Annotated in this window: 23 protein-coding genes; 9 read left to right on the forward strand and 14 right to left on the reverse strand. The window is 65.5% G+C overall.

Annotation, left to right across the window (positions count from 1 at the left end):
* The first annotated feature begins 65 nt into the window (after positions 1–65).
* Both araA and ACSU1G_RS31680 read left to right on the forward strand, forming a co-directional pair.
* The gene (gene araA / locus ACSU1G_RS31675) at positions 66–1,583 is read left to right on the forward strand and encodes an L-arabinose isomerase (RefSeq protein WP_439285166.1); all 1,518 of its coding nucleotides are present in this window, start codon (positions 66–68) and stop codon (positions 1,581–1,583) included.
* A gap of 23 nt (positions 1,584–1,606) precedes the next feature.
* Positions 1,607–2,527 (forward strand): aldose 1-epimerase family protein, encoded by a 921-nt coding sequence (locus ACSU1G_RS31680; RefSeq protein ID WP_439285168.1) that lies wholly within the window; start codon positions 1,607–1,609, stop codon positions 2,525–2,527.
* Between the two features lie 34 nt (positions 2,528–2,561).
* Here ACSU1G_RS31680 and ACSU1G_RS31685 read toward each other — a convergent pair whose 3' ends face one another.
* From ACSU1G_RS31685 to ACSU1G_RS31725, 9 genes are all read right to left on the reverse strand, one after another.
* Entirely contained in the window at positions 2,562–3,140 is a 579-nt protein-coding gene (locus tag ACSU1G_RS31685) for an antibiotic biosynthesis monooxygenase (RefSeq protein WP_439285170.1), read from the reverse strand.
* Positions 3,141–3,300: 160 nt separating this feature from the next.
* Entirely contained in the window at positions 3,301–3,660 is a 360-nt protein-coding gene (locus ACSU1G_RS31690) for a hypothetical protein (protein ID WP_439285172.1), read from the reverse strand.
* A gap of 268 nt (positions 3,661–3,928) precedes the next feature.
* The gene (locus tag ACSU1G_RS31695; RefSeq protein WP_439285174.1) at positions 3,929–4,981 is read right to left on the reverse strand and encodes a branched-chain amino acid ABC transporter permease; all 1,053 of its coding nucleotides are present in this window, start codon (positions 4,979–4,981) and stop codon (positions 3,929–3,931) included.
* Complete coding sequence (locus tag ACSU1G_RS31700) at positions 4,978–5,856, reverse strand: branched-chain amino acid ABC transporter permease (protein WP_439285176.1); 879 nt, start codon at positions 5,854–5,856, stop codon at positions 4,978–4,980. The genes ACSU1G_RS31695 and ACSU1G_RS31700 overlap by 4 nt, the downstream gene beginning before the upstream one ends.
* 1 nt (position 5,857) lies before the next feature.
* On the reverse strand, positions 5,858–6,565 hold the full coding sequence (locus ACSU1G_RS31705) for an ABC transporter ATP-binding protein (protein ID WP_439285178.1): 708 nt from the start codon (positions 6,563–6,565) through the stop codon (positions 5,858–5,860).
* A complete protein-coding gene (locus ACSU1G_RS31710; protein ID WP_439285180.1) occupies positions 6,562–7,329 on the reverse strand; it encodes an ABC transporter ATP-binding protein in 768 nt (255 codons plus the stop codon). Before ACSU1G_RS31710 ends, ACSU1G_RS31705 begins: the two co-directional genes overlap by 4 nt.
* 57 nt (positions 7,330–7,386) lie before the next feature.
* Positions 7,387–8,670 (reverse strand): ABC transporter substrate-binding protein, encoded by a 1,284-nt coding sequence (locus ACSU1G_RS31715; RefSeq protein WP_439285182.1) that lies wholly within the window; start codon positions 8,668–8,670, stop codon positions 7,387–7,389.
* Positions 8,671–8,696: 26 nt separating this feature from the next.
* Positions 8,697–10,289, reverse strand: coding sequence for an alcohol dehydrogenase catalytic domain-containing protein (locus ACSU1G_RS31720; RefSeq protein ID WP_439285184.1), 1,593 nt, complete (start codon positions 10,287–10,289; stop codon positions 8,697–8,699).
* A 3-nt stretch (positions 10,290–10,292) separates the two neighbouring features.
* Positions 10,293–11,885, reverse strand: a complete 1,593-nt coding sequence (locus ACSU1G_RS31725; protein WP_439285186.1) for a long-chain-fatty-acid--CoA ligase — start codon at positions 11,883–11,885, stop codon at positions 10,293–10,295.
* 187 nt (positions 11,886–12,072) lie between these two features.
* Between ACSU1G_RS31725 and ACSU1G_RS31730 the strand changes: the two genes are divergently transcribed.
* Positions 12,073–13,281 (forward strand): TetR/AcrR family transcriptional regulator, encoded by a 1,209-nt coding sequence (locus ACSU1G_RS31730; RefSeq protein WP_439285188.1) that lies wholly within the window; start codon positions 12,073–12,075, stop codon positions 13,279–13,281.
* 6 nt (positions 13,282–13,287) lie between these two features.
* On the opposite strand, the gene ACSU1G_RS31735 is transcribed toward ACSU1G_RS31730, so the two are convergent.
* Positions 13,288–14,781, reverse strand: coding sequence for an aldehyde dehydrogenase family protein (locus tag ACSU1G_RS31735; RefSeq protein WP_439285190.1), 1,494 nt, complete (start codon positions 14,779–14,781; stop codon positions 13,288–13,290).
* A gap of 125 nt (positions 14,782–14,906) precedes the next feature.
* Here ACSU1G_RS31735 and ACSU1G_RS31740 point away from each other — a divergent pair, with 125 nt between their 5' ends.
* The gene (locus tag ACSU1G_RS31740) at positions 14,907–15,512 is read left to right on the forward strand and encodes a TetR/AcrR family transcriptional regulator (RefSeq protein ID WP_439285192.1); all 606 of its coding nucleotides are present in this window, start codon (positions 14,907–14,909) and stop codon (positions 15,510–15,512) included.
* A 10-nt stretch (positions 15,513–15,522) separates the two neighbouring features.
* Here ACSU1G_RS31740 and ACSU1G_RS31745 read toward each other — a convergent pair whose 3' ends face one another.
* The 4 genes from ACSU1G_RS31745 to ACSU1G_RS31760 are packed head-to-tail and all read right to left on the reverse strand — an operon-like array spanning position 15,523 to position 21,172.
* Positions 15,523–16,515, reverse strand: a complete 993-nt coding sequence (locus ACSU1G_RS31745; protein WP_439285194.1) for an NAD(P)H-dependent flavin oxidoreductase — start codon at positions 16,513–16,515, stop codon at positions 15,523–15,525.
* Positions 16,512–18,713 (reverse strand): 3-hydroxyacyl-CoA dehydrogenase NAD-binding domain-containing protein, encoded by a 2,202-nt coding sequence (locus ACSU1G_RS31750; RefSeq protein WP_439285196.1) that lies wholly within the window; start codon positions 18,711–18,713, stop codon positions 16,512–16,514. Before ACSU1G_RS31750 ends, ACSU1G_RS31745 begins: the two co-directional genes overlap by 4 nt.
* A gap of 22 nt (positions 18,714–18,735) precedes the next feature.
* Positions 18,736–19,944: an acetyl-CoA C-acetyltransferase gene (locus ACSU1G_RS31755; protein ID WP_439285197.1), complete on the reverse strand. Its 1,209-nt coding sequence runs from the start codon at positions 19,942–19,944 to the stop codon at positions 18,736–18,738.
* A gap of 40 nt (positions 19,945–19,984) precedes the next feature.
* Positions 19,985–21,172: an acyl-CoA dehydrogenase family protein gene (locus ACSU1G_RS31760; protein WP_439285199.1), complete on the reverse strand. Its 1,188-nt coding sequence runs from the start codon at positions 21,170–21,172 to the stop codon at positions 19,985–19,987.
* Between the two features lie 121 nt (positions 21,173–21,293).
* Here ACSU1G_RS31760 and ACSU1G_RS31765 point away from each other — a divergent pair, with 121 nt between their 5' ends.
* From ACSU1G_RS31765 to ACSU1G_RS31785, 5 genes are all read left to right on the forward strand, one after another.
* On the forward strand, positions 21,294–22,061 hold the full coding sequence (locus ACSU1G_RS31765) for an SDR family oxidoreductase (protein ID WP_439285201.1): 768 nt from the start codon (positions 21,294–21,296) through the stop codon (positions 22,059–22,061).
* Entirely contained in the window at positions 22,058–23,290 is a 1,233-nt protein-coding gene (locus tag ACSU1G_RS31770) for an acyl-CoA dehydrogenase family protein (protein ID WP_439285203.1), read from the forward strand. The genes ACSU1G_RS31765 and ACSU1G_RS31770 overlap by 4 nt, the downstream gene beginning before the upstream one ends.
* Positions 23,287–24,360, forward strand: a complete 1,074-nt coding sequence (locus ACSU1G_RS31775) for a phosphotransferase family protein (protein WP_439285205.1) — start codon at positions 23,287–23,289, stop codon at positions 24,358–24,360. The genes ACSU1G_RS31770 and ACSU1G_RS31775 overlap by 4 nt, the downstream gene beginning before the upstream one ends.
* 351 nt (positions 24,361–24,711) lie before the next feature.
* The gene (locus ACSU1G_RS31780; protein WP_439285207.1) at positions 24,712–25,158 is read left to right on the forward strand and encodes a hypothetical protein; all 447 of its coding nucleotides are present in this window, start codon (positions 24,712–24,714) and stop codon (positions 25,156–25,158) included.
* Between the two features lie 110 nt (positions 25,159–25,268).
* A complete protein-coding gene (locus tag ACSU1G_RS31785; protein ID WP_439285209.1) occupies positions 25,269–26,771 on the forward strand; it encodes a CoA-acylating methylmalonate-semialdehyde dehydrogenase in 1,503 nt (500 codons plus the stop codon).
* Positions 26,772–26,778: the final 7 nt, after the last annotated feature.

Here is a 26,778-nt window from a genome sequence, read left to right on the forward strand (position 1 = left end):
TGTCACCTTTTCGGGCCGAAAACGTGACACACGCGAAGTCTCGCGAGCTGAGTGAAAGGAACACCATGTCAACGCTCAACACAACACTCGACGGCTTCGAGGTCTGGTTCCTCACCGGCAGCCAGCACCTGTACGGCCCTGAGACGCTCGCGCAGGTTGCTTCGCAGTCGCAGGAGATCGCTCGTCTGCTCGACACTGCGGGCGACGTGCCGGTGAAGATCGTGTGGAAGCCCGTCCTCACCGACAGCGACGCGATTCGCCGCACCGCGCTCGAAGCCAACTCTGACGACCGCGTCATCGGGCTCGTCGCCTGGATGCACACCTTCAGCCCCGCGAAGATGTGGATCGCCGGCCTGGATGCACTGAAGAAGCCGCTTGCACATTTGCACACGCAGGCGAATGTCGAGCTGCCCTGGGCCGACATCGACTTCGACTTCATGAACCTCAACCAGGCCGCCCACGGCGACCGCGAGTTCGGATACATCCAGACCCGCCTCGGCGTGCCGCGCAAGACCATCGTCGGCCACGCCAGCGATCCGCGCGTGCAGCAAGAACTCGGCACCTGGCAGCGCGCAGCGGCAGGGTTCGCGGCATCCCGTTCGCTGAAGCTCGCCCGTTTCGGCGACAACATGCGCTTCGTCGCCGTCACCGAGGGCGACAAGACCGAGGCCGAGCTGCGCTTCGGCGTGCAGGTGAACACCTGGGGTGTGAACGAGCTGGCGGATGCTGTCGATGCGGCCACCGACGCCCAAATTGATGCGCTCGTCGCTGAGTACGAAGAGCTCTACGAGGTTGTTCCTGAGCTGCGAAAGGGCGCCGAGCGTCACCAGTCGCTCCGCGATGGCGCGGCGATCGAGATCGGACTGCGGTCGTTCCTCGAAGACGGCGGCTTCGGCGCCTTCACCACCTCGTTCGAAGATCTCGGGTCTCTCAAGCAGCTGCCCGGCCTTGCCGTGCAGCGATTGATGGCCGAGGGTTATGGTTTCGGCGCCGAAGGCGACTGGAAGACGGCCATCCTCGTGCGCATCGCGAACGTGATGGGTGCGGGGCTCCCCGGTGGCGCGAGCCTTATGGAGGACTACACCTATGACATGACCCCCGGCGACGAGCTCATCCTCGGCGCGCACATGCTCGAGGTCTCGCCGTCGCTGACGAGCGTGAAGCCCACGCTGGAAATCCACCCGCTCGGCATCGGCGGCAAGGACGACCCGGTGCGTCTGGTCTTCACGGCCGACCCCGGCCCCGCGATTGTCGTCGCCATGAGTGACATGCGCGACCGCTTCCGCCTCACCGCCAACGTGGTCGAGAACGTCGCACCGCGTGCCTCACTGCCCAATCTGCCGGTCGGCCGTGCCGTCTGGAAGCCGCAGCCGGACTTCAACACCAGTGCCGCAGCCTGGCTGACCGCCGGTGCCGCACACCACAGCGTCATGTCCACCGCCGTGGGACTGGAGGCGTTCCGCGACTTCGCCGAGATGGCCGAGGTTGAGTTGCTCGTGATCAACGACGAGACCACGCTGCCGGAATTCCAGAAGCAGGTCCGCTGGAACCAGGCTTACTACCGTCTCGCGCAGGGGCTGTGATCCCGACGGCTATCGTCGAATACATGAACGCTTCTTCCCCCGCATCCGGTCGTCAATTGCGCATCTCGGCACACGGATACGAGGCGGCCATCGCCAGCGTTGGTGCGTCGCTGCGCGTGCTCCAGTACGACAGTCGCGACCTCGTCGTGCCATTCGGCGCGGATGAGGTCCGCCCCGCCTACCGTGGTGCGACGCTCGCTCCGTGGCCGAACCGCGTCGTCGACGGTCAGTACTCCTTCGCGGATGCCGAGTATCAGCTGCCGCTCACCGAGCCAGCCCGCGGTCACGCGCTGCATGGTCTCCTGGCCTGGACGGAGTTCGCTGACCGTCTCGTCGAGAGCGACCGGGTTGTGTTGGTCGCCGTCATCGAACCGCAGTTCGGGTACCCGTTCCGCGTCGAGGTTGAGGTCGAGTTCCGCCTCGCAGCCGACGGCCTCACCCAGACCGTGACGGCGCGCAACCTCGGGGCGGACGCTGCGCCCTGGGGTACCGGACCGCATCCGTATCTCGTCGGAGGCGATGGCCGTGTGGATGACTGGACGCTCACGCTTCCGGCATCTGAGGTACTCACGGTCACCCCCGATCGGCTGAGCCCGGTCGCGGTGGAGCCTGTCGAGCAGCATCCGGAATGGGACTTCCGCGAGGCGCGCGCGATCGGCGACGTCTTCATCGACCACGCGTTCACCGAGCTCTCGCGGGCTGATGGTGTCGCCGAAGTCCGGGTCGTGGCAGCGGACGGTCACGGTGTGGCGCTGAGTTGGGATGAGAGCTGCCCGTGGGTGCAGGTGCACACGGCGGACACTCCGGACCCGGCCACCCACCGGATTGGCCTTGCGGTCGAGCCGATGACATGCCCGCCCGATGCCTTCAACTCCGGCGTGGACCTGATCGTTCTCGAACCCGGTGCCGAGGCCGCGGCATCCTGGCGGTTTACCGCGCTCTGAGTCCCGGTTGACCGGAGTCCGAGCGTCGCCGCGCCTAGCGGGCGAGCCAGCGTCGTAGGGTGCGAGTGACCCAGGGGAGCACCCAGTACGTCATGATCGGCGTCAGCACGAGCGTCGTCGCGAGCACGCGCAGCCAGAGGGGGAGTTCGCCCCAGACCGGGATCGGCGACATCAGGTAGGTGAAGAGCAGATTCGTCGGAAAGAACCCCAACCAGATCGCTACGGCCTGCTTCCATCGCGCCGGCGCAGGCGGAGGAGTGTCGAATTCGGCTGTAGCGGGTAGGTTGATGGCCCCGGTCGCCGGTTCGTCGAACCAGCCCTCGATTCCGGTGCGACGTCTCGAGCGCTCGCTGCGGACGAAGCCCTGGCCCATCGACAGCCACCAGGTCCGCTCGGACGAGTGCTCCCACGCTTCGAGCGTCTCGGTGCTCGCGAAGCGGTAGAGCATGTGCCAGACCTGGGAATCATCGCCAGCACGCACCCACCCTGACCCCAGGAATCCGGGGTACTTGTGGGCGAGATTCACCCCGGTCTGTACCCAGGTCGTCGCCTCGGAGATGCGTGCGGGATCGACCTCTCGGCGGATCGAGACGGTGATGGGTTCGCTGGACATGGGTGGGCCCCTCGGGAAGAAAGCTGCTTGTGGCGAATCCGAGTGTACGTCGACTGTGTTTCGCGTTTGCTACGAGGGCGTCGGGCTCTATCCGTTCGACAGGCGCAAATGGCGGCATCTGGCATGCAGATCGAGCCATTTGCGCCTGTCGAACGCCGCGTCATCGGCCGAGCGCGGCCGAGACCCGACGGACAAGCTCGGCGGGGCGCTTCAGGAGCGGGCCTGTCACCTCGATGACTGTCCAGCCCGCGGCGCGCAGCGCAGCTAAGCGCTCGACGTCTTGCGCCCAGCTCTCGCCGTGCAACATTCCGAGGTACTCGATCGCCACCTTCTCGCCGGGATAGACCATATCGACGCACCCCAGGAACCGTCCAGACTCGTCGAACACGTCGATGTTGAGCTCATCACGCGTAGCCAGCGGCGCACGACCGGCGTTCGGTCGCCCGTAGCCCGCCCTCCATTGCCGGCAGAAGTAGTCGCCCAGGGCGACCAGATCGATCACCGGCAGTGTGCCGAGCATCGCCCAGGTTGACGCCTATCGCGCACACGTGCAGCTTGAGCTCGGCCTCAGTGGCGAGCGTGTCACACCGTGTAACCGCGCGGTTACACGTCGAATGTCGGCCCGAACTCGGGCGGAAGCTCCTGTCGTCGTCCCATCCGCACACCGTGCCACAGCCGCCGGCTCCGCCGCCAAGGGTATCCACAGGCTGGTGCTCCGTTCGACAAGCGCAAATGACTCAATCTGGCCACCGGATGCAGCCATTTGCGCTTGTCGAACGCCCCGGAGGCTATCGCCGCCCAGGGATCCGCGCCACGATCGGCGCGAGCGCACCGCGGACCAAGCCGACCAGGCCGAACGGCACGAAGAACGCGAACAGGATCAGCACGATGCCGTAGGTCGCGCCGGTCGCCGACGGGCTGATGCTGGAGGTGAACGTCGGGACGTACTGGATGAACAGGGCTCCGAGCACCGCGCCAGGCACGGTGGCGAGGCCGCCGACGACGATCAGCGTGACGAACGAGATCGACATCATCAGCCCAAAGTTCTCGGGGCCGACGAACTCCAGCATCATCGCGTACAGACCTCCGGCGACGCCGGCATAGGCAGCGGACGCCGCGAACAGCCGCGTCTTGGTCTGCCACACGTCCACGCCCAGTGTCTCGGCGACGAGTTCTGCATCGCGCACGGCGATGAATGATCGCCCCAGCCGTCCGCGGGCGAGGCGCCGAGTCACGACGTAGGCGATTGCCACGACCAGCAGTGCCAGGTAGTAGACCCACTGATCGTGCGCGAGCGGTATCCATGCGGGCGGATCTCCGTCGATCGCGATGCCGCGGCTGCCGTGCGTGATCGGCTCGAACGCCCGGATCGCGGCCGGTGTTGCCATGGCCATCGCGAGGGTCACCAGGCCCAGCTGCAGACCCTTCAACCGCAGCGCGGGCAGGCCGATCAGATACCCCAGAATGAAGGGCAGGATGCCGGCGGCGATGAGCGTGAACGGATGCAGCCACCCCGCCTCTCCGCCGACGGCGACCGTGTATGCGCCGATCGCGAAGAAGGCGGAGTGGCCGAGCGAGATCTGGCCGCCGAAGCCGACCAGCAGATTCAGCCCGAGTCCGACGATCGTCCAGATCATCACCAGCGTGACCGTGAGGTTGATGTAGCTCGGGTTCACCAGCGGAATGAGCACAAGCGCGACCGCCAGCGCGACGAGCAGCACGAGCAGAAGCCAGCGCGGCAAGGCCAGCGCAGGACGAGGCCGGCGCAGCCATTCACTCACCGAGGTGCGCTGCGTGCGCGCGGCCAGCAGATTCCGGATGGGGGAGGTCACCGCGGTCATGCGCGCACCAGCTCTCGTCGTCCGAAAAGTCCCTGCGGTCTGACCAACAGCACAACCACGATGATGAGCAGCGCCACCACCTGCTTGAGCTCGCCACCGATCACCGGGATGTAAGTCCCCGCCAGATTCTCGACTACGCCGACCGTGACGCCGCCGACGAGCGCGCCCAGTGGCGAGTCCAGCCCGCCCAGAGTGGCGGCAGCGAATGCGTAGATGAGCACCGGCGCCATCATGCCTGGATGCAGGAAGAGCTCAGGGGCGATGAGGGTTCCGGCAAGAGCGCCGACAGCCCCCGCGATCGCCCAGCCAGTCGACATGGTCCTGCCGGTTGAGATGCCGCTGAGCTCGGCAGACTCCGGCGCCGAGACAGCTGCCCGCATCCTCAGGCCGATCCGGGTTCGACCCAGCAACAGGGCCAACGCCACGGCGGCAACGCTCACGCAAACGGCGATGCCGACATCCTGTCGTGACAGCGAGATCGGCCCCAGCGTGAACGAGCCCGAGCCGAACAGTGCGGGCACCTCTTTGGTCTGATACGTCCACGCCCATCCGATCAGCGCATTCAGCGCGATCATGAGGCCCAGGCTGACGATGATCAGCGCGAGATGCTGATTCCGGCGCACGAGGGGACGGAACAACACCCGCTCGATGCCGGCGGAGAGCATCGCCAGCGCGAGCATCGAGATGACGAGAGCGACCCAGATGGGCACACCCCACGCGGTCAGCTGCCATGACACATAGGCGCCGAGCAGCGCGAGCTCGCCCTGGGCGAAGTTGAGCGTGTGCGAGGCGCGGTAGACGAGCACGATCGCGAGGGCGAGGGTGCCGTAGATCGCGCCAGTGGCGATGCCGTCGACGAGTTGCTGAAGGAACATCTCACACTCCCAGGTACGCGCGGCGGACGTCGTCGTTGTCGCGCAGATCGGATGCCGTGCCACGCAGTGTGATCTCGCCGCTCTCGATGACGAGTGCCTCCTCGGCGATGCCGAGCGCGAGCTGGGCGTTCTGCTCGACGACCAGCAGGGCGGTGCCGCGCTCGCGGGAGAGGCCATCGAGTGTCGAGAACAGCTCGGTCGTGATCTTTGGTGCCAAGCCCAGAGAGGGCTCATCGAGAAGCACCAGGCGAGGGTTCGACATGAAGGCGCGGGCGATCGCGAGCAACTGCTGCTCCCCGCCGCTCAGACCGGATGCTGGGCGGGAGCTGCGTTCCGCTAACCGGGGAAAGCGCTCCAGCCAGCGGTCGGCATCCGCCATCGCGTCGCGCCGGGAGCGCGTGGTGCCACCGGCGAGCAGGTTCTCGCGCACAGTGAGATCGCCGAAGGTACCGCGGCCCTGCGGCACGTGGGCGATGCCGGATGCCGCGACGCGGTGCGGCGCAAGCCCCGCGAGCTCGCGACCGTCGAAGCGGACGGATCCGGCCATCCGACACATCCCTGAGATCGTGCGCAGCGTCGTCGTCTTGCCCGCACCGTTCGCACCGAGGATGACAAGGCGTCCGCCCTCAGGAATCTCGAACTGGATATCGCGCAGGATCGTCACCGGTCCGTAGCCAGCGGCAGAGATGTCGAGGCTCAGCAGGCTCATGCGGCGCTTCCCAGATATGCGGTGATGACCTCAGGGTCACGAGAGACCACGAGAGGGTCGCCCTCGGCGATGAGATGTCCGAAATTCAGCACCACGACGCGGTCGCACACGCTGGTCACCAGGCCCATGTGATGCTCGACCAGGAGGATCGCCGTTCCTCGTTCGGTCGCCAGTCGGCGCAGAGTCGCACCGAGCTCATGCACCTCGCTGTGGATCAGACCATTCGCCGGCTCGTCGATCAGCAGCAGACGCGGTGTGGTCAGCATGGCGCGGGCCAGCTCGACTCTCTTGAGCGTGCCAAAGGGAAGTACCGCCACGACCTGGTCCGCGACTGCTGAGAGCCCCAGCTCTTCGAGCAGTGCATCGGCGTCGGCGCGTAGCGCGCGCTCGGTCGCAGCGGTCCGTGGCAGGGCGAGAGCGGTCGCCCAGTAGCCCCCGCGCGTGGTGTGGTAGCCGCCGGCGAGCACATTCTCGCGGACAGTCTGCGATGGCAGCAGGCCAAGATTCTGGAAGGTGCGGCTCACACCGAGACCGGTGATGCGGTGGCGACGCATCCTCGTCACCTCGGTGCCGGCGACACTGATGCTGCCGCTCTGCGGGCGGTAGAGGCCGCCGATGCAGTTGAACAGGCTGGTTTTGCCCGCGCCGTTGGGGCCGATGAGACCCACCACTTCGCCGTCGGCGACCTCGAAGCTCGGCCCGTCCAGTGCCTGCAGGCCGCCGAACGATAGGTGCACGTCCCGCACGTCGAGTAATGCGTTCATGTCATCTCCCCGGTGAGATGGGTGGGCTTCCGGTATTCGGAAGCCGACCCAGGTTCGTCAGTCGACCGTGTAGGTGTCGGGAGCCAGGTCCCAGGTCTCCCCGTTGAATACCTGCACGCCCAGCTCTCGGAACGCGAACGGATAGTCCGGCGTGGTGGTGATGGCCACCGGCGACAGGTCGAGCTCGAGTTCTTCGAACGAGGATGCCGCTTCCAGCAGCGATTCGCGGGTGCAGCCTTCCATCTGTGCTAGCGCTGCTTCAAGTAGCTGCGCCGTCTGATAGCCGGCGGCGGCCGGGGCACTGAGAGCATTGATGTCATCAGAATGCGCACCGGCGAACTCGGTCCAGGCATCGAAGCCGGCATCGCCAGCCAGCGAAGGGTCGGTGATGTCCTTCGTGTAGGCGATAGAGACGACGCCGTCAGCTGCCCCTGGACCGGCCGGCTTCAGGAAGAACGTCGCATCGGCGGCCGGGGCGTTGATGACCGTGGTGGCATCCCAACCGAGCTCGAGCTTCTTCTTCAGTGACTGCGTTGCGAAGGCGCCCACGGCCCAGTTCAGGAACACGTCGGCACCGGATGCGGCCAGGTTCGTCACCTGACTGTCGATGGTCGCCGAAGTCAGTTCATAGGGCTCAGCGGCGACGATCTCCAGATCTGTGCCCTCGAAGGCGGCTTCGAAGCCGGCCCGGATGCTCTCGCCGAAATCGTCATTCTGGTAGAGGATCGCAGCCTTGGCGCCAGGGTGATTCTCGACGAGGTACTCCGCGAGTGCCTTCACCTCGAAGCCGTACTGCGGCATGAAACCGGTCGTCCATGACGGGTCGTCGGCGTGAAGTTCGAGCATGGCATCCGTGCCCGTGCCGGTGAACAGATTGGGCACGCCCTGCTCTTCGATATAGGGAGCGACGCTGATCGCTGCTCCGGTGCCGAGCACGCCGGCGAGGGCGAACACGCCATCCTGCTCAACAAGGGTGCGGACGTTGGTAGCAGTCTTCGCCGGATCGTAGCCGTCGTCCATGATCTCGACGTTGACCTCGCGCTTCTTGCCATCGGTGAACTCCAGGCCACCGGCGGCGTTGATGTCGTCGAAGTAGATCTTCATGGTCTGGGCGATGGCGCCGTACGTGGCAGCGGGGCCGGATAGGGCGATGCTGTTGCCGATCTTCACCTCCGTGTCGGTGAAGCCAGGGCTGCACTGCACAGCATCGCCTGCAGCGGCGGGTGCGGCATCGGCCGGGTCGTCGCGACCGGCGCAGCCGGACAGGACGAGGCCGGCGGTGAGCGTGCTGGCTATGGCGATCGGCAGTGCGCGATTTCGGGTGGTGCGCAGAGTGGACATCATTCCTCCTTGAATGAACGTGGAGCTCAGGTGCTGCGAGGTAGGTGGTCGGGGACGATCACTTCGCGCGGGCCGACCTTCTCCAGCGCGAAGTAGTACAGGGCGCCGTCGTCATCGGCGGCGTGTCGACCGGTCATGACGCCGAGGACGGCATCGGGGCTGAGGCGGGTGAACAGGTCGATGATCGGCATGCCGTCGTAGACCATGGCGGCGGTGCGGATGCCTTCGTGCTCCACCGTGCGCAGCATTGCGCCGCCTCGAGTGAGGGCGACATCAGCCGTCAGCACGCCGTCGAAGCCTTCGCAGACGAGCGGCACCACGTCGTCGTCGGAGCGGAACAGCTTTCCGAACCATCCGCTTCGGGTGAGCATCTGGTGCGTGCGATGCTGAGGACTCAGACCGATGCCCTGCCAGAGTCCACGGAGCTCTTCCGGGCGCACTGCGGGCAGCGACCTCCAGAGTGTGGGCAGGTCGGCGGCCGGTACCCGGCCGTCCCGCAGCAGATCGATCAGCGCACCGGTAGGGGGCATCGTCGTGGGCAGAGACACGTCGTCGGCATCCATCATCAACACCGGTTTGATCGCGCGCCCGGCGCGTGCGTCGTCGATGGCCACGCCGATCTCATCGAATCGATAGCTGCGGATCAGCTTCTCGACCGGGAGGTGGCCGGCTCGCCACAGCCCGATGAGCATCGCGATGTCACGATCGATCTGCGCATCGCCCTCGACAACGCCGGTGAGCGTGCGGCCCCACAGCAGCTGCGACTGCGAGACCGTGACGCGGTTCGATCCGGAGTGCAGCGCGACCGTGGCGCACACGCCGCGCGGGCGTAGGGCGGCGAGCCCCGCATCGATGGTGTCCTGTCGGCCGACCGTGTCGAGCGCGTGAGTGACGCCGAGTCGTCGTGCATCGAGTTCACCGGGGGCCCATGCCTCGGTGGCGCCGAGCTCGAGCGCGAGCGCCCTTCGCGCCGGATCGGGGTCGCTAACGATGATGCGCAGGGCGCCGCGGTGATGCGCGGCCATGACCCCTGCGAGCCCGGTAGTGCCTGCCCCGAGGACGAGGAGTGAGTCTGCGGGCCCAGGTCGCAGCACGTTGATGACACTGCCCGCGCCGGTGAGGATGCCGCAGCCAAGGGGTGCGGCGACCTCCCATGGCACGTCGTCGGGGATCCGTACAGCGTTGGTCTCGCGCGCCAGTGCCAACGTTGACCAGGATGACTGCGCCATCCATCCGGTTGTGATCGACTCGTGCGCGGTCTCGGCATCCGAGCGGGGAAGATGATTGCGTTCCGCGAAGCGTTCGCAGTACGCAGGGTGGCCGTTGTCGCATGACGTGCACGCGCCGCAGGCGTCGAAGCTCAGCACCACACGGTCGCCGATTTGCACCTTCGTCACCGCGGGGCCGGTCGCCTCGACGATACCCGCCCCCTCGTGTCCGAAGACCGCGGGGAATCGATCGCCGGCACCGCCGGACATGCCGAACAGGTCGGTCGGGCACACGCCTGAGGCGTAGATGCGAACGAGAATCTCGTCCTCGCCAGGCTCACGCATCGTGACGTCGGAGAGCACGACGGATCCGCCGCGCTCTCGAACGAGCGCGGCCACAGCTGCATTCATTGGCTAGGCCACCGACACTTTGGAGTCGACATGTTCGCGGTCGGCCGCGCGCAGCGCGACCTTGTTCACCTTGCCGCCGGCATTGCGGGGCAGCGCGTCCATGAAAACGAGCGCCTTGGGCTGCTTGAAGCGGGCGAGCTTGTCACCCAGCCACGACTGCAGCTCTTCGAGGGTGAACTCTTCGCCTGGACGCACGGCGACGGCGGCGACCGGGATCTCTCCCCAGCGCTCGTCGGCCCGACCGTAAACGGCGGCGTCGAGCACCTTCGGGTGCGCGGCCAGCACGTTCTCGACCTCTGCGCAGTAGATGTTCTCGCCGCCCGAGATGATCATGTCCTTCTTGCGGTCGACGACCCAGACGAAGCCCTCGTCATCCTGACGGACCAGGTCGCCGGAGTGGAACCAGCCGCCCTCGAAGACCTCGGTGGTCTCCGTGGGCTTGCGCCAATACCCCTTCATGAGGTTGGGACCGCGATAGACGATCTCGCCGACCTCACCGCGGGGCACGTCATCGAAGTTCTCGTCGACTACGCGATACTGGAGCGTTGGAATGGGCCTGCCGACGCTGCCGAGCTTGCGCAGGGAGTCCTCGCCGCTGAGCGCGCAGGTGATCGGCGTCATCTCGGTCTGCCCGAACACCGCGACGTTCGTCGCCTTCGGGAAGCAATCGGCCATCTGCCGCAGCAGGGTGTCGGATGCGGGAGCCGCACCCCAGCTGATGATGCGCAGGTACAGATCGCGGTCCGCGATGGTGGGATCGGCGCAGATTACCTGCCACTGCTGCGGCACGTTGAAGACGATCGTCGCCTTCTCGGTCTCCCAGGCGTCGAGCAGTTCGGTCGGGTTGAAGGCGCCGAGTGGATGGATGACGGTCGGGATGCCGATCACGAAGTTCGGTGCGATCGAGCCGAGGCCAGCGATGTGGAACAGGGGAGCGGTCATAAACGCGATGTCGTCTTCACCGAAGACCTGGTTCACGCGCAGCAGGGTGAGCGATTGCGCGAACAGATTGATGTGGTCGAGCATCGCGCCCTTCGGGCGACCCGTGGTTCCCGAGGTGTACATGATGAGGCAGGTGGTGTCTTCTGGTACATCGGGGGCCTCGAACCCGTCCAGGTCTTCCGCGACGAGGTCGTCCCACGACTCCTGCCCGTCACCTGCTTCGCCGATCACGATGACGCGCGTGATGCGGTCGGTCACCTGCGCCACCGCGCCCACCAAAGGTGCCAATGGGCCATCGACGATGAGGATATCGGCGTCGGCATCGTCGACGATGTAGGCGATCTCGGGAGGCGTGAGGCGGATGTTGAGAGGGACAGCGATCGCGCCGAGGCGATTGATGCCGAAAACCGAGAGCACCACCTCGGGGCGGTTCAGAGTTAGCAGCAGCACACGGTCGCCGAAGCCGACGCCGCGTCGAGCAAGGGCTGCGGCGAAGGAGTCCATCTTTTCGGCGGTCTGACGCCAGGTGGTCACATCTCCGAGGTACTTGAACGCGGTGTCATCTGGCTTCATCTCGCTGTGTGTCGCGACCTGGTTCATCCAGTGGTTGCGGCGCGTGGCCGCGGGGATCGCGGAAGGAATCTGGTCGGACATCGGATCGTCCCTCTCATTACGTCTCTGTAAGGCTGCCGCGTCACTGCGGCTGGGCTTGCCACGAGTATGCCAGGACTTCGCGCCGATGTCACGACTTTTGTTAATGAAAATTCACATTATGCTAGGCGCGATAAGTTAACAGCCAATCACGTCAGGTGTGGCCATCTCGGCGAGTAGGCTGTCGATCATGCCCCGCATCGATGGCCCACCTGCGAATCGCACGCGTCCGCGCGACCGCAAGCGTCACATTCAGGATGCGGCGGCGTCGGCTTTCGCGCGTAACGGGTATCACGCCGTCGGCATGCAGGACATCGCGGATGCCGTGGGCATCTCGGCGCCTGCTCTTTATCGGCACTTCCCGAACAAGTACGCCCTCTTCGTACGCACGGCCTTCGCGCTCGTGCAGCAGCTGATCGAGGCGACGGAAGAGGCAGCCGCCCGCCCTGCAGAGACCGTGGATGAGGCGCGTGCCGCACTGAATGCGTTGCTGGACGCGGTCATCGCCACGACCGTCGGGCTGCGCGACATCGGCGGAATCTATCGCTGGGAGGGTCGCTACCTCGAGCGTCCTGATCGCGAGCAGCTGACCGGGCAGTTCCGGGTGCTGCGCGAGAGGTTCGAGCGTGTGCATCGGGTGTATCGGCCGGAGATGGATGAGCGTCAGCGACTTCTCGTGGTGCTCGGCGCGCTCAGCGTCGTTGCCAGCATCACGGCGCACCGTACGGCCGTGGCGGCGCGCAGCCTGCGGGCACTGCTCAAGACGGCGGCCTGGCGCATGCTCGACGTCGGTTCAGCGGACGCGGCGTCGTCGATCGGTGGCGGCGATTTCGTCGAGTCCGTCGATGTCGGCGTCGGACGGCGAGAGCAGCTCGTCGACACCGCTGTCCGGCTTTTCGCCGCTCGTGGCTACAACGAGGTCACGATCGAAGACCTCGCCGTCGAGGTCGACCTGACGCCTTCGGGTGTCTATCGTCACTTCGACGGCAAGCCGGCCGTGCTGCTGGCCGCGTGCGACCGGGCGGCCGTGGCGCTGGAGCGTGCCGTGCTGCGCGTGCGTGAATCGGCGAACACCCCGGAGGAGGCGCTTCGTCGGCTGTGCCGTGCCTACGTGGACCATTCGTTCCGCAACCTCGCGCTGATGCGGATCTACTTCTCCGAGTTGGGGAATCTCGCGCCCGAAGACCAACGACGGCTGCGGGCCATGCAGCGTGCGCACATCGCTGACTGGACCGCTCTGCTGCAGGCTGTTCGTCCGGAACTCGGCGGACGCGAGGCTGCCGTGCTCGTGCATGCAGGCCTGAGCGTCGTCACCGACGAGATCCCGCTACTGTCGGAATTCGATGAAGCTGCGGCCGTGCGGCTCGCCCACTTTGTGGAGACCGTGCTCGGAATCTGACCCGCCTCAGCGACTGCGGCCGTGCAGCATCGGGATCATCTTCGCCACCAGATGCATGTCGCGCCCGGAGCGCTCCATTGTCAGAAGATTCAGTGCGGCCTTCCCGGTCTGGCGTGCGATCGACTTCGGCACGCTGAACTCACGCAGGCCGTCGGCGCCGTGGATCCGACCGAAGCCAGACCCCTTGACACCGCCGAAGGGAAGCGCAGGGATCGCGGCGAAGCCGAGCACCGAGTTGATGGTGACGACCCCGGCGCGCAGACGCGCGGCGACGGCCTCGCCCGTCTTCGCGCTCTTCGTGAAGACCGCGGCGCCCAGGCCGAATTCGGTACCGTTCGCGCGCTCGATCGCTTCGTCGAGATTCACGACGGCGTTGATCACGACGGTCGGGCCGAATGTCTCCTTCTGTACGGCATCCGAATCCTCCGGCACGTCGACCAGGACGACCGGTGCCACGTGGCGCCCGTCGACCGACTCGGGGCCGCCGAGGACAGCGTGACCGCCTCGTGCCAGCGCATCTGCGATGTGATCGGCGATCACTTCGGACTGCGGCGCGAGCGTCAACGGCCCATAGGAGGGATCATCGCCGTCCAGGCGCAGCCGCCGCGCGCGTTCGACGACCTTCTCGACCAGGGCATCCCGCACCGAACGCACGACATAGACGCGCTCAACGCCGACGCAGGTCTGGCCGGCGTTGCCGAGGCCGCCGAACACGATGAAGTCCGCAGCGGAATCGAGGTTGGCATCCGCGGCGACGATCATGGCATCCTTGCCGCCGCACTCGGCGACCAGCGGTGTCAGCCTTTCTGCGCAGGCGGCCATCACGCGCTTCGCGCTCGCCGTGGATCCGGTGAACGCCACCTTGTCGATGTCGGAGGCGACGAGGGCGGCGCCCGTGACGCGATCGCCGGTGGCTACCTGCAGGACGGGGTGTTCGCTGACTTCATTCCACCGTGCTTCGATCCAGCGGGCGGTGCCGGGTGTCAGCTCGCTGGGCTTGAACACGATCGCGTTTCCGGCGGACAGCGCGTACGAGATCGAACCCATCGGCGTGTACAGCGGGTAGTTCCACGGTCCGATGACGCCAACGACGCCGTACGGCTCGTAGCGCAGCGTCGCCTTCTGGTTGTAGTTGATGATCCCGGCCTTCACGCGACGGGGCTTAAGTACGGAGTGCGCGTTCTTGGCTGCCCAGTCCAGATGGCCGAGAGTGAGCATGACCTCGAGCAGGGCGTCGCCTGCGGGCTTGCCCGTCTCGCGGGAGATGATCGCGGCAAGATCGTCGGCGCCGCGAGCAATCGCCGACTTCCACGCCAGCAGGGTGCGCTTGCGGCCGTCGAAGCCGATCTCGGCCCACCAGGCGGCGGCCTTTCGCGCGGTGCGCACGCGCTCGGTGACGCGTGCGTCGTCTTCGAGCGCGTACTCGGCGATCACGGATCCATCGCGCGGATCGCGGGTGGTGAGACCGATGGTGGCTTCTGCTTCGCGGTTGATTGTCATGGGGCACCTCTTTGCTCGTCATTGAGAAAAAGTTAATCGATATTCACATTAGGGTGATTGGTGTCGAAGGGCAAGAGCTCGGAGAATATTTTCGAATCCTGGTTAGAATGAGCCAGGGAGGCGAGATGATCACGCAGCAGTCGTCGAAGTCGGCACGCACACGTCAGCGCATCCTGGATGCCGCAGCTCAGGTGCTCAGTCGCAAGGGCTACGCCGGTACTCGCCTCACTGATGTCGCCGAGGTCGCAGGTGTCCAAGCGCCCGCAATCTACTACTACTTCGCTTCGCGCGATGAGCTCGTCGAAGAAGTCATGTGGGCGGGCGCTCATCGCGTGCGGGTGCATGTGGAAGAGGTCCTCGCGGCGTTGCCTGATGACGCTGCGCCGCGCGAACGGATCCTCGTCGGAGTCAGCGCGCATCTGCGCTATGAGCTGCAGATCTCCGATTACACGACGGCATCCGTGCGCAACGCGGGACACGTTCCCGAGCATCTGCGGGTACGCCCTGCAGCAGAGGAGGGTGAGTACAGTCGACTCTGGCGCGAACTCTTCCTCGCAGCGCAGGATGTCGGCGAGCTGCGTGAGGGCCTCGACATCAATGTGTTCCGCCTGCTGTTGCTCGGTTCGATGAACTGGGCAGTTGAGTGGTGGAACCCGCGCACGCGATCGCTCGATGACCTCGTACGCGGGGCCCAGGACATGGTCCGCTACGGGACCTTCGCGCAGCCCTGACGGAACGCGCTCAGGCGAACATCCCCAGTCGGTCGGTGAGCACCTGGTGCGCCTGCGCGACCGTGCGACGCACAACTTCCCCCGCGGTCGGGATGTCGCGGATAATGCCCTGCACCTGGCCGACCGTCCAGATCCCGGCATCGAGGTCGCCGTCCTCGAAGACCTTGCGGCCTCGGACGCCGGCGACGAGCGGTTGCACGTCGGGAAACTGCCCGCCGTCGGCCAGGATCTGCACGACCTCGTCGGAGACGGCATTCTTCGCCACGCGGGCAGTGTTGCGAAGGCTGCGGAAGATGAGGTTGGTGTCGAGTTCGGATGCCTCGACGATGCGCTCCTTCACCGCCTGAGCGACCGGCGACTCCACGGTGCTCATGAACCGTGAGCCCATGTTCACTCCGCTCGCGCCGAGCGACAGCGCCGCAGCAAGCCCTCGACCGTCAGCGAAGCCGCCCGAGGCGATGAACGGAATCGTCAGCGCATCGGCTGCCGCAGGAATCAGCACCAAACCTGGCACGTCATCCTCGCCGGGGTGTCCTGCGCACTCGAAGCCATCGATCGATACTGCGGTCACTCCGACCGCCTGCGCCTTGAGCGCGTGGCGCACCGAGGTGCACTTGTGGATGACCCTCACGCCCGCAGCGTTGAAGATCTCCATGTGTGGCTCGGGGCTAGACCCCGCAGTCTCGACGATCGTGATTCCTGCGTCGATGATCGCGCGCCGGTACTCGTCGTAGGGCGGCGGGTTGATCGACGGCATGATCGTGAGATTCACCCCGAACGGCTTGTCGGTGAGCGTGCGTGCCCGTTCGATCTCCTTTACGAGATCCGCCGGGGTCGGCTGGGTGAGTGCTGTGATCATCCCGAGCCCGCCTGCCTCAGACACGGCTGCGGCGAGTTCGGCGCGGCCGACCCACATCATGCCGCCCTGGACGACCGGATGCTCGATACCGAGCACCTCGGTGAACGGGGTGCGCAGGTGCGGCGTCGTGGTTGTCTCACTCATCGGTACTCCTCCCCGACCTCGGCGCGAGCCAACAACGACTCAGGTGGCGTAAAGCGCTCGCCGTAGGTTTCGGCCAGCTCCTTTGCTCGTTCGACGAAGCCGGGCAGTCCGCCCTCATACTGGTTGACGTACTGCAGCACCCCGCCGGTCCAGGCAGGGAACCCGATGCCGTAGATCGAGCCGATGTTCGCGTCGGCGACTGAGGTGAGCACGTTGTTGTCGAGGCAGTCGATCGTGTCGAGGGCCTCGGCGAACAACATCCGCTCCTGCAGATCTAGCAGCGGCAGCTCGGTGCGACCCGAATCGTATTTCTCGCGCAGCCCTGGCCAGATTCCGACCCTGCGACCGTTCTCGTCGTAGTCGTAGAATCCGCCGCCCGACTTGCGGCCAGGCCGCTTCGCGTCATCGACGATCCAGTCCATAATCGCCTCTGACGGATGCTCGACCCATGCACCGCCCTCGGCCTCGACCGCCGTGCGCGTCTCCTGCCGAATCCTCTGCGACAGCGAGATGGTCAGCTCGTCCAACAGCTGCAGGGCACCGGCCGGGTACCCGGCCTGGAGTGCCGCCTGCTCGACGGATGCCGGCTCCACGCCCTCGCCGACAGCGGCGACCGCCTCGGCGATGAACTTTCCGATGACTCGGGAGGTGAAGAAGCCTCGCGAATCGTTGACGACGATCGGAGTCTTACGGATCTGCTGCACGTAATCGAACGTCTTCGCGAGCACCTCGTCGCCGGTGTTCTCGCCGCGGACGATCTCCACGAGCGGCATCTTGTCGACGGGGGAGAAGAAGTGGATGCCGATGAAGTCGCCCCGCCGCGTGATCCCCTCCGAGAGCACCGTGATCGGCAACGTCGAAGTGTTGGAGCCGAGCACGGCATCCGATGCCACGATGTCCTCGATCTCCTGGAACACGCCCTGCTTGACAGGGACGGATTCGAACACCGCCTCGATGACGAAGTCGACGCCGTCGAAGTCGGCTGCATCGCCCGTCGGGTGGATGCGTGCCAGCAGCGCCTCGCTCTTCTCCGGCGTCGTCTTGCCCCGGGCGAGTACCTTCTCTTCGAGCGTGCGGGCGTAGTCCTTGCCCTTTTCTGCGGCCTCGGCGGAGACGTCCTTCAGCACGACCTCGATGCCGGCCTTCGCTGAGACGTAGGCGATTCCTGCGCCCATCATGCCCGCGCCGATGACGCCGAGCTTCTTCGCGGTGTGCTTCGGGAACGGCTCTCCGTTCGCCTGCAGTGGGCGGCTGCCGCCGGAGTTGATCTCCTGCAGATCGAAGAAGAACGCCTTGATCATGTTCTTCGCGACCTGCCCGTGGGTCAGGCTCACCAGGTAGCGCGTCTCGACTTTGGATGCCGTGTCGAAATCAACATATGCACCCTCCACTGCTGCTGCGAGAGCCGCGCGAGGAGCAGGCATCGGTGAACCCTTGAGTTGCTTGCGCAGCAGTGCGGGAAGGGCTGGGAGCAGCGCGGCCACCGAGGGGGAGCTTGGAGCGCCTCCCGGAAGCCGGAAGCCCTTCTCGTCCCACGGCTTCACGGGAGACGGGTTCGCCGCGATCCACGCGCGGGCGCGGGCATCCAGTTCCGCCAACGGTGCGACCTCGTCGATGATTCCCACCGTCAATGCATCCTCAGCGCGGAATCGGGTCGCAGGGAGAATGACGTCCTGCAGAGCTTTTTGCAGACCGAGCATCCGGACCAGACGCGTCACGCCGCCGCCACCGGGCAGCAGGCCGAGCGAGACTTCGGGCACTCCGAACTGAGCGCCCTTGGCATCGGATGCGACGATGCGATGGTGAGTCGCGAGCGCAACTTCGAGTCCGCCGCCGAGTGCCGTGCCCGTGAGGGTGGCGACAACGGGCTTCCCGAGTTGCTCAACCCTGCGCAGCAGCGCCTTCACGTGGTCGATGTGGGCGGTTTCTTCCGCTGCCTTGGCGGGGTCTGCTGCACGGAGCAGATTCAGATCTCCGCCGGCGAACCAGCTCTTCTTCGCCGAGGTGAGGATGGCGCCGGCGATGTCATCACGCTCCATCTCCAAGCGCTCAACCGTCGCCTCGAGCGATGCGACGAAGTGCGGGTTCATGGTGTTGACCGCAGCATCCGGGTCATCCATGGTGATCGTGACGATGCCGTCGGCATCCTTCTCCCAGGCGTAGCCGGTGTATACGCCCGTGTTCTCTGCAGTGTTCATGATTCTCCTCAGACCTTTCGGCTCAGACGCGCTCGATGATGGTGGCGATGCCCATGCCCGCTCCGACGCAGAGTGTTGCGAGGCCGCGCTTGAGATCCCGACGCTCGAGCTCGTCGAGCAGGGTGCCGAGGATCATGGCGCCGGTCGCACCCAGGGGGTGGCCGAAAGCGATCGCGCCGCCGTTGACGTTGACCTTGTCGTCGGGGATGCCGAGATCCTTCTGCCACTTCATGACGACCGCGGCGAAGGCCTCGTTGAGCTCGAACAGGTCGATGTCATCGACCGTGAGCCCTGCACGATCGAGCGCCTTCTGCGTCGCGGGCGTCGGACCGGTCAGCATGATGGTCGGCTCTGAGCCGACGACCGCAGTCGAGATGATGCGGGCGCGCGGTGTCAGACCTGCGGCCTCACCGGCCGAAGCGGATCCGATCAGCATGAGGGCCGCGCCATCCACGATGCCCGAAGAATTTCCTGGCCCGTGCACATGCTCGATGTGTTCGACCGCGTGATACTTCTGCAGTGCCACGGCGTCGAAGCCGCCCTGTGCGCCGACGGCGGCGAAACTCGCCGGAAGCTTTCCGAGCGATTCGACGGTCGACTCGGGGCGACGGTGTTCGTCGGTATCGAGCAACACCACGCCGTTGATATCGCGCACGGGGATGATCGACTTCTCGAAGCGACCCTCCCGCCAGGCGGTCTCGGCGCGCTGCTGTGAACGCTCGGCGAAACCATCGACATCCTCACGGCTGAAACCCTCGAGCGTCGCGATGAGGTCGGCGCCGATGCCCTGCGGCACGAAGTAGTTGTCGTATGCGGTGGTTGGATCCTGCGCGTAGGCGCCGCCGTCCGAACCGATCGGCACGCGTGACATCGACTCGACGCCGCCTGCCAGCACGAGATCCTCGAATCCGGACGCGACCTTCTGCGCCGCGAGGTTCACAGCCTCCAGGCCCGAGGCGCAGAACCGGTTGATCTGCACTCCGGCAACGGTCTCGGGAAGGTTCGCCACCAGAGCTGCGGTGCGGGCGATGTCGCCGCCCTGCTCGCCGATCGGCGATACGACACCGAGCACGATGTCATCGATGGCTGCGGCATTCAACCCTGGATTGCGATCGCGGATGGCGTCGATCAACGTCACCACCAGGTCGACCGGCTTGGTGCCGTGCAGCGCCCCGCCCTTGTTCTTACCGCGGGGTGTGCGCACGGCGTCGTAGATATACGCGTCTGTCATGTTCTGCTCCTATGCCTGCTCTGTGCGAGTACGCGGATGACTAAAGCCCGAGGTCCCGGCCGACGATCTCTTTCATGATCTCCGTCGTTCCTCCGTAGATGGTGGTGATGCGCGCATCGAGATAGTCCTGTGCGATGCGGTACTCCTTCATGTACCCGTATCCACCGTGCAGTTGCAGGCAGCGGTTCACGATGTCGACGTACTGCTCGGTGGTCAAGAACTTCGCCGCCGAGGCATCCGCGGCCGTCAGCTCGCCCGCGTTGTGCTGCGTGATCGCCTGGTCGATGTATGCGCGACTGGCGGCCGTCGCCGTCACCATCTCGGCGAGCTCGAAGCGGGTGTTCTGGAACGATCCGATCGGTTTGCCGAATGCGGTGCGCTCCTTCACATAGTCGAGCGTGCGTGCAAGCACGCCTTCGCTGGATGCCACGGCGGCGGATGCGATCGACAGGCGCTCCTGCGGGAGGTTCCTCATCAGCCCGAGGAAACCCGCTCCCTCATCGCCGAGCAGGTTGGCGGCCGGAACTCGTACATCCTCGAAGATGAGTTCGCTCGTGTCCTGTGCGTGTAGTCCTACCTTGTCGAGGTTCTGGCCGCGCGAGAAGCCGGTCATTCCTCGCTCGATCACGAGCAGGCTGAGACCCTTGTGTGGGTCGGGGGAGGTGCGCACCGCGGTGGCGACCAGGTCCGCGTTCTGGCCGTTGGAGATGAAGATCTTCGATCCGTTGACGATGTAGTCGTCACCATCGCGCACGGCGGTGGTGCGGATGCCGCTGAGATCACTGCCGGTACCGGGTTCGGTCATCGCAATCGCGGTGATCAGTTCGCCTCGGGCGATGCCAGGCAGCCAGCGCTGCTTCTGCTCGTCATTCGTGAGATCGGTGAAGTAGGGGATGGTGATGTCGTTCGACAGGGCGATGCCCGCCATTCCGCTGGAGACCGGATTGCCTGCAAGTTCTTCGCCCATGATCGCGTTGAAGCGGAAATCGTCTGTCCCGCCTCCGCCGTGGGCCTCATCGATTGCGAAGCCGAGGATACCGGCATCCGCTGCGGCAGTGAAGAGCCCGCGGTCGACCACGCCTTCGGCATCCCAGCGTTCGATATGCGGTCGGACGTTGCGCTCGACGAAGTCCCGAACGATCTTGCGGAATTCTTCGTGCTCTTCGTCGTACAGGTGTCGTGTCAGCGCCATCGCCGCTCTCTCCTTCTCCGCGTCGTCGCGGGTCACAGTTTTTATTATCCATTCAAAATGGCAAGAGTCAAGCCCGAGGAAATCAATTGGCTATGGGTTGCATTGCGGCAGGAATTTAATGAAAATTAGAGAAAGCCTGACGATCGAAGGAGATCTCATGTCGGATGCCGATGTACTGCTCGCCGGCCGCACAGCGCTGGTCACCGGTGCCAGCCGGGGGATCGGCCTCGCCATCGCGCAGCGTCTGGTCGCCGACGGCGCGTCGGTGTGTGTGACCGCGCGACGCAGTGAGCCGTTGGAAGAGGCCGTCGCGGGCCTAGGCGGACGCGCAATCTGGGTGGCAGGGTCTGCCGACGATCCGGAGCACCGTCGAGAGGTGTTCGAGCGAATCACCGCGGAGTTCGGCCGGCTCGACATTCTCGTCAACAACGCTGGAATCAACCCTGTGTACGGGCCGCTCGTCGATCTCGACCTGGATGCGGCGCGCAAAATACTCGAGGTCAACGTGATCGGTACCCTCGCCTGGACGCAGGAGTCGGTGCGCGCGGGGCTCGGTTCGCAGGTGACAGGTGGCGTTGTCGTCAACCTCTCGTCCGTCACCGGTGAGGTGTCATCGCCCGGAATCGGCTGGTACGGAGTGAGCAAGGCGGCGGTGAGTCATCTCACACGCACGCTGTCGGTGGAGCTCGCCCCGCGCATCCGTGTCAATGCGGTGGCACCTGCGGTCGTCAAGACGCGCTTCGCGCGGGCGCTCTATGAAGGACGCGAAGAGGAAGTCGCCTCCGCCTACCCGATGGGCAGACTCGGAGCGCCGGAAGACGTGGCGGATGCTGTCGCGTACCTCTGCTCCGACGGCTCCGCGTGGATCACCGGCCAGGTGCTCAATGTTGATGGCGGACTACTGAACGCAGGAGGAACCGCATGAACGATCTCGTTGCCGTCACCGATCTCATTGCGCGCACGCGCACCTTCATCCGGGAAGTCGTGATCCCTGCGGAGCCCGCATGGGGTGAGACGCTGTCGGATGCAGCGCTGCAGAGGCTGCGCGCCCAGGCGAAGGATGCCGGTGTCTATGCGCCGCACGCACCGAAGGAATATGGCGGTCTCGGGCGGTCCTTGCCGCAGTGGTCGCCGGTGTTCCAGGAGGCGGGCTACTCGCTGATCGGACCTGCGGTGCTGAACTGCATGGCGCCGGACGAGGGCAACATGCGCCTGCTCGAGGTTGTGGGTACCGATGAGCAGAAGGAGCGGTATTTGCGGCCGCTCGTGGGCGGCGGCATCCGCTCCTCCTTCGCGATGACGGAACCGCATCCGGGCGCAGGGTCCGACCCGGATGCCCTCGCGACCGTCGCCGAGCGCGTCGACGGCGGGTGGCGTATCAGCGGGGAGAAGCGCTTCATCTCCGGTGCCGAAGGTGCAGCGTTCGCGATCGTGATGGCGCGCACTGAGGCGACCGGGGAGCATTCGGCCGGGGCGACGATGCTGCTCACGCCTTTGAGTGCCGAAGGCGTGCGGATCGGGCCGTCGATTCGCACGATCGAGGCGGCGATCTCCGGCGGGCACCCGCACGTCACCTTTGACCGAGTCTTCGTTCCGGATGCTGATGTGCTCGGGACTCCCGGAGGCGGCTTCCGCTACGCACAGGTGCGGCTGGGGCCGGCCAGGCTCACGCACTGCATGCGGTGGCTGGGGCTGGCCAGGCGTGCGTTCGACATCAGTCTGGATCGCGCGAACTCGCGCTCGCTTTTCGGGTCGCAGCTTGCCGACCTAGGCGTCGCGCAGTCGCTGATCGCCGACAGCGCGATAGACATTGATACCAGCGACGCGATGATCGATCGGGCGGCTCGGGTGCTTGAGGATGATCCGCGCGCGGGCGCGGCGCTGTCGTCGATCGCGAAGGTGTACTGCTCCGAGGCGGTGAACCGCATCATCGATCGCGCCGTGCAGTTGTGTGGAGGTGATGGTGTGAGCTCTGGATTGCCGTTGATCCAGTACCTGAACGAGGTGCGCCCGTTCCGGATCTACGACGGGTCGAGTGAGACCCACCGCTGGGCGATCGCGCGTCGAGCGGCTAAGGCGCGGCAGCGTGACGTGGATGCGGGAGAGCCGCGCCGCGACATCGTGAATCCACGCATCGTCGGGGGCGCGTCGTGATTGACGCCGATCTCGAAGTGGTGCGCACTCGCGAGGAGGCATCGCTGCTGGGGCGACCGCCGTTACTCGTGCTCGATGCGCTGGCTGATCATCTCCGTGAGGTTGGCCTCGGCGATGGGGATCTGCAGTGGTCGAGGATCGGCGACGGGCACTCGAATATCACGTATTTATTGGATGTCGGTGGCCGGAAGTTGGTGCTGCGGCGCGGGCCCCGGCCGCCCCTGCCTCCGTCGACGCACGACATGCTCCGTGAGGCAAGGGTGCAGCGGCTGCTGGGGGCTGCCGGCGTTCCGGTCCCAGAGATCCTGGATGTCTGTGCGGACGAGAGCGTGCTGGGTGTGCCGTTCTATGTCATGGAGCACCTCGATGGGGATGTCGTGACCGATCGGATGCCGCCGGCTCTCGATGATGCAGAGGGTCGGCGCGCGCTGCCGTTCGCTGCCGTCGACACACTCGCCGGGTTGCATGCGCTCGATGTGAGCACGGAAGGGTTGTCGACGCTCGGTCGTCCCGATGGTTATCTGCGTCGGCAGGTGGAGAGGTTCGCCTCGCTGTGGCCGAACGTGTCACGGCGGACTTTGCCAGAGGTCGATCGGCTGGCCGACTGGTTGCTGGCGAACCTCCCTGTATCGGCGCGTGCGTCGGTAGTGCACGGTGATTATCGGATCGGCAACCTCATGTATCGCAGGGAGGGTCCCGCATCCGTGCACGCAATCCTGGACTGGGAGATGGCGACGCTCGGCGATCCGCTCGCTGACCTCGGCTATCTCGTGGCGACCTATGCGGAGGCGGATGCCGTGCCGACGCCGCTGGAGCTGACAACCGTGACGCGAGGTGAGGGATACCCGCGGCGCGCGGACCTGATCGAGCGCTACGTCGAGCGCACCGGAGCGGACGTCTCGGCACTTGCCTGGTACGAGGTGCTCGCACTGTGGAAGGCCGCGGTGTTCTGTGAGGCGATCTACACGCGCTGGCTCGACGGCGAGCGGCCTGGCGACACGTTCGCCCCGACGCTGGCGCAAGGTGTCCCCGTGCTGCTGGCTCAGGCTGCGGCTCGCGCCGCAGCCTGAGCGCCGTTCGACAAGCGCAAATGGCTCGGTCTGACCGTCGGATGCAACCATTTGCGCCTGTTGAACCTCATCGCTGTGCAAAAGGAAAGATCCCCGCCGACCCGATTCGGCGGGGATCTTCTCATCCGGGAGCTGAGCTCACCGTGGCGCGGAAGGCGTCTGAGTTACCCGATCCGGTCTGAGATTCTCCCGCGCACAAGCAGTTGTACGTGCCGAAGGTGACTGGGTGGTGAACGGAGTCGGAACAGGTGGATGCGACTTCTTCTGCACCGATCTGACTTCGCGGCGAGTTGTCCACAATGCCCGGAATCTCACGGAGGGCCTTCTCTTAAATCGGTCATCATCGTGGGCATGACTGAAACAACCAACCCCCTCAAGAGTCGGGTACTTGACCGCGATGATGACCTGCGTGACGTGCTGGAAGTGCTGCTGCAGCGCGCGAACAGGCGGCAGATGTGGCTGATGTTCATGGACGATCGCGGATGCCTCGGCGACCCGCTCATGCCCATGGCCGACTACCCCGATGACCCGAGCCACGTGGTGGAGATCGATGATCTCGGCCAGGTGACCGAGGCGCATGTGCTCATGCATCGCGCGGGCATGCTGCGGGAGATGACCGGCAACGCCAGCGTGGTGCTTGCGTGGGAGCGGGGCGGTTCGAGCGCCGTCTCGAAGGATGACCGAGCCTGGGCGCAGGCGATGGCCGAGGCGGCGCAGAAGCTCGACATCCCGCTACGCGCGCAGTTCATCGTGCATTCGCGAGGGGTGCGCCAGCTTCATCCAGACGACTACCTCTGAGTCCTGGCCAGGGGCGAGCACAAGCGAAATACAAGGGCACCCTAGTAAATCTCAGGATGCCAGAGTAATCTGGTCATCGTGCCAATGGCGGCACGAAGGGACATCGCATAATGACTCGTACCATCCCCCATTTCATAGGCGGATCGCTCCTCACCCCGGATGCCGGGCGCTTCAGTGACGTGTTCGACCCGAGCACGGGAGCCGTACAGGCACGTGTACCGCTCGCCTCGGCCGACGACGTTCGTCGAGTGATCGACGATGCCGAGGCCGCGCAACCCGCGTGGGCCGCGACCAACCCGCAGAAGCGCGCACGCGTGCTGCTGCGTTTCCTTGATCTCGTGAATCGCGACATGGATTCGCTGGCACGTCTGCTCTCCAGCGAGCATGGCAAGACTTTCGATGATGCGAAGGGCGACATTCAGCGCGGGCTGGAAGTCATCGAATTCTCCGCGGGCGCCCCGCATCTGCTGAAAGGGGAGTTCGCCACTGGCGCGGGCACCGGCATCGACGTCTACTCGATGCGCCAGCCGCTTGGCGTCGTCGCCGGGATCACTCCATTCAACTTCCCGGCGATGATCCCGTTGTGGAAGGCAGGTCCCGCGCTCGCCGCAGGCAACTCCTTCATCCTCAAGCCGAGCGAACGCGACCCCTCCGTACCGGTGCGGCTCGCCGAACTCTTCCACGAAGCGGGTCTGCCGGCCGGTGTCTTCAACGTCGTCCACGGCGACAAGGAAGCGGTCGACACGCTGCTCACCGATCCGCGCATCCAGGCGGTGGGCTTTGTCGGCTCGACTCCGATCGCCGAGTACATCTACTCCACTGCTGCTGCGCACGGCAAACGCGCGCAGTGCTTCGGCGGAGCGAAGAACCACATGGTCGTGATGCCGGATGCCGACCTCGACCAGGTTGCCGATGCGCTCATCGGCGCAGGATACGGTTCTGCGGGAGAGCGTTGCATGGCGATTTCCGTCGCGGTCCCGGTCGGCGAAGAGACTGCTGATGCCCTGGCGGCGAAGCTCGCCGAACGAGTGGCGGAGCTGAAGGTCGGGCCCTCGCTTGCCGAGGGTGTCGACTATGGTCCGCTCGTTGCGCGCTCGGCGGTCGAACGCGTCGAGGGATACATCCAGCAGGGCGTCGACGAGGGTGCGACGCTGCTGGCTGACGGCCGAGGCTTCACCGTGCCCGGTCACGAAGAGGGCTTCTACCTCGGCCCGACGCTGTTCGATCACGTCACGACCGACATGGCGATCTATCGCGAAGAGGTCTTCGGGCCGGTGCTCGTGATCGCACGCGCCGCGGATTACGAGCAGGCGCTGGCCATGGCATCCGATCATGAGTTCGGCAACGGCGTCTCGATCTTCACTCGCGACGGCGACGCCGCCCGTGACTTCACCGCACGCGTCAACGTCGGCATGGTCGGTGTCAACGTGCCGATTCCCGTGCCGATCGCCTACTTCAGCTTCGGAGGATGGAAGAAGTCAGGGTTCGGCGATCTGAATCAGCACGGCACCGATGCCTTCCGCTTCTACACGAAAACCAAGACCGTGACGAGCAGATGGCTCTCGGACACCGTTCGTGAAGGTGCCAGTTTCGTCATCCCCACGATGAGCTGAGGAGCCA

It is taken from the genome of Microbacterium sp. A93 (genome assembly GCF_051842835.1).

What these genes read in the sequence shown, in the direction of transcription:
- araA (WP_439285166.1), top strand. Translation starts at nt 66, where the DNA reads ATGTCAACGCTCAACACAACACTCGACGGCTTCGAGGTCTGGTTCCTC.
- ACSU1G_RS31680 (WP_439285168.1), top strand. Translation starts at nt 1,607, where the DNA reads ATGAACGCTTCTTCCCCCGCATCCGGTCGTCAATTGCGCATCTCGGCA.
- ACSU1G_RS31685 (WP_439285170.1), bottom strand. Translation starts at nt 3,140, where the DNA reads ATGTCCAGCGAACCCATCACCGTCTCGATCCGCCGAGAGGTCGATCCC.
- ACSU1G_RS31690 (WP_439285172.1), bottom strand. Translation starts at nt 3,660, where the DNA reads ATGCTCGGCACACTGCCGGTGATCGATCTGGTCGCCCTGGGCGACTAC.
- ACSU1G_RS31695 (WP_439285174.1), bottom strand. Translation starts at nt 4,981, where the DNA reads ATGACCGCGGTGACCTCCCCCATCCGGAATCTGCTGGCCGCGCGCACG.
- ACSU1G_RS31700 (WP_439285176.1), bottom strand. Translation starts at nt 5,856, where the DNA reads ATGTTCCTTCAGCAACTCGTCGACGGCATCGCCACTGGCGCGATCTAC.
- ACSU1G_RS31705 (WP_439285178.1), bottom strand. Translation starts at nt 6,565, where the DNA reads ATGAGCCTGCTGAGCCTCGACATCTCTGCCGCTGGCTACGGACCGGTG.
- ACSU1G_RS31710 (WP_439285180.1), bottom strand. Translation starts at nt 7,329, where the DNA reads ATGAACGCATTACTCGACGTGCGGGACGTGCACCTATCGTTCGGCGGC.
- ACSU1G_RS31715 (WP_439285182.1), bottom strand. Translation starts at nt 8,670, where the DNA reads ATGTCCACTCTGCGCACCACCCGAAATCGCGCACTGCCGATCGCCATA.
- ACSU1G_RS31720 (WP_439285184.1), bottom strand. Translation starts at nt 10,289, where the DNA reads ATGAATGCAGCTGTGGCCGCGCTCGTTCGAGAGCGCGGCGGATCCGTC.
- ACSU1G_RS31725 (WP_439285186.1), bottom strand. Translation starts at nt 11,885, where the DNA reads ATGTCCGACCAGATTCCTTCCGCGATCCCCGCGGCCACGCGCCGCAAC.
- ACSU1G_RS31730 (WP_439285188.1), top strand. Translation starts at nt 12,073, where the DNA reads ATGCCCCGCATCGATGGCCCACCTGCGAATCGCACGCGTCCGCGCGAC.
- ACSU1G_RS31735 (WP_439285190.1), bottom strand. Translation starts at nt 14,781, where the DNA reads ATGACAATCAACCGCGAAGCAGAAGCCACCATCGGTCTCACCACCCGC.
- ACSU1G_RS31740 (WP_439285192.1), top strand. Translation starts at nt 14,907, where the DNA reads ATGATCACGCAGCAGTCGTCGAAGTCGGCACGCACACGTCAGCGCATC.
- ACSU1G_RS31745 (WP_439285194.1), bottom strand. Translation starts at nt 16,515, where the DNA reads ATGAGTGAGACAACCACGACGCCGCACCTGCGCACCCCGTTCACCGAG.
- ACSU1G_RS31750 (WP_439285196.1), bottom strand. Translation starts at nt 18,713, where the DNA reads ATGAACACTGCAGAGAACACGGGCGTATACACCGGCTACGCCTGGGAG.
- ACSU1G_RS31755 (WP_439285197.1), bottom strand. Translation starts at nt 19,944, where the DNA reads ATGACAGACGCGTATATCTACGACGCCGTGCGCACACCCCGCGGTAAG.
- ACSU1G_RS31765 (WP_439285201.1), top strand. Translation starts at nt 21,294, where the DNA reads ATGTCGGATGCCGATGTACTGCTCGCCGGCCGCACAGCGCTGGTCACC.
- ACSU1G_RS31770 (WP_439285203.1), top strand. Translation starts at nt 22,058, where the DNA reads ATGAACGATCTCGTTGCCGTCACCGATCTCATTGCGCGCACGCGCACC.
- ACSU1G_RS31780 (WP_439285207.1), top strand. Translation starts at nt 24,712, where the DNA reads ATGACTGAAACAACCAACCCCCTCAAGAGTCGGGTACTTGACCGCGAT.
- ACSU1G_RS31785 (WP_439285209.1), top strand. Translation starts at nt 25,269, where the DNA reads ATGACTCGTACCATCCCCCATTTCATAGGCGGATCGCTCCTCACCCCG.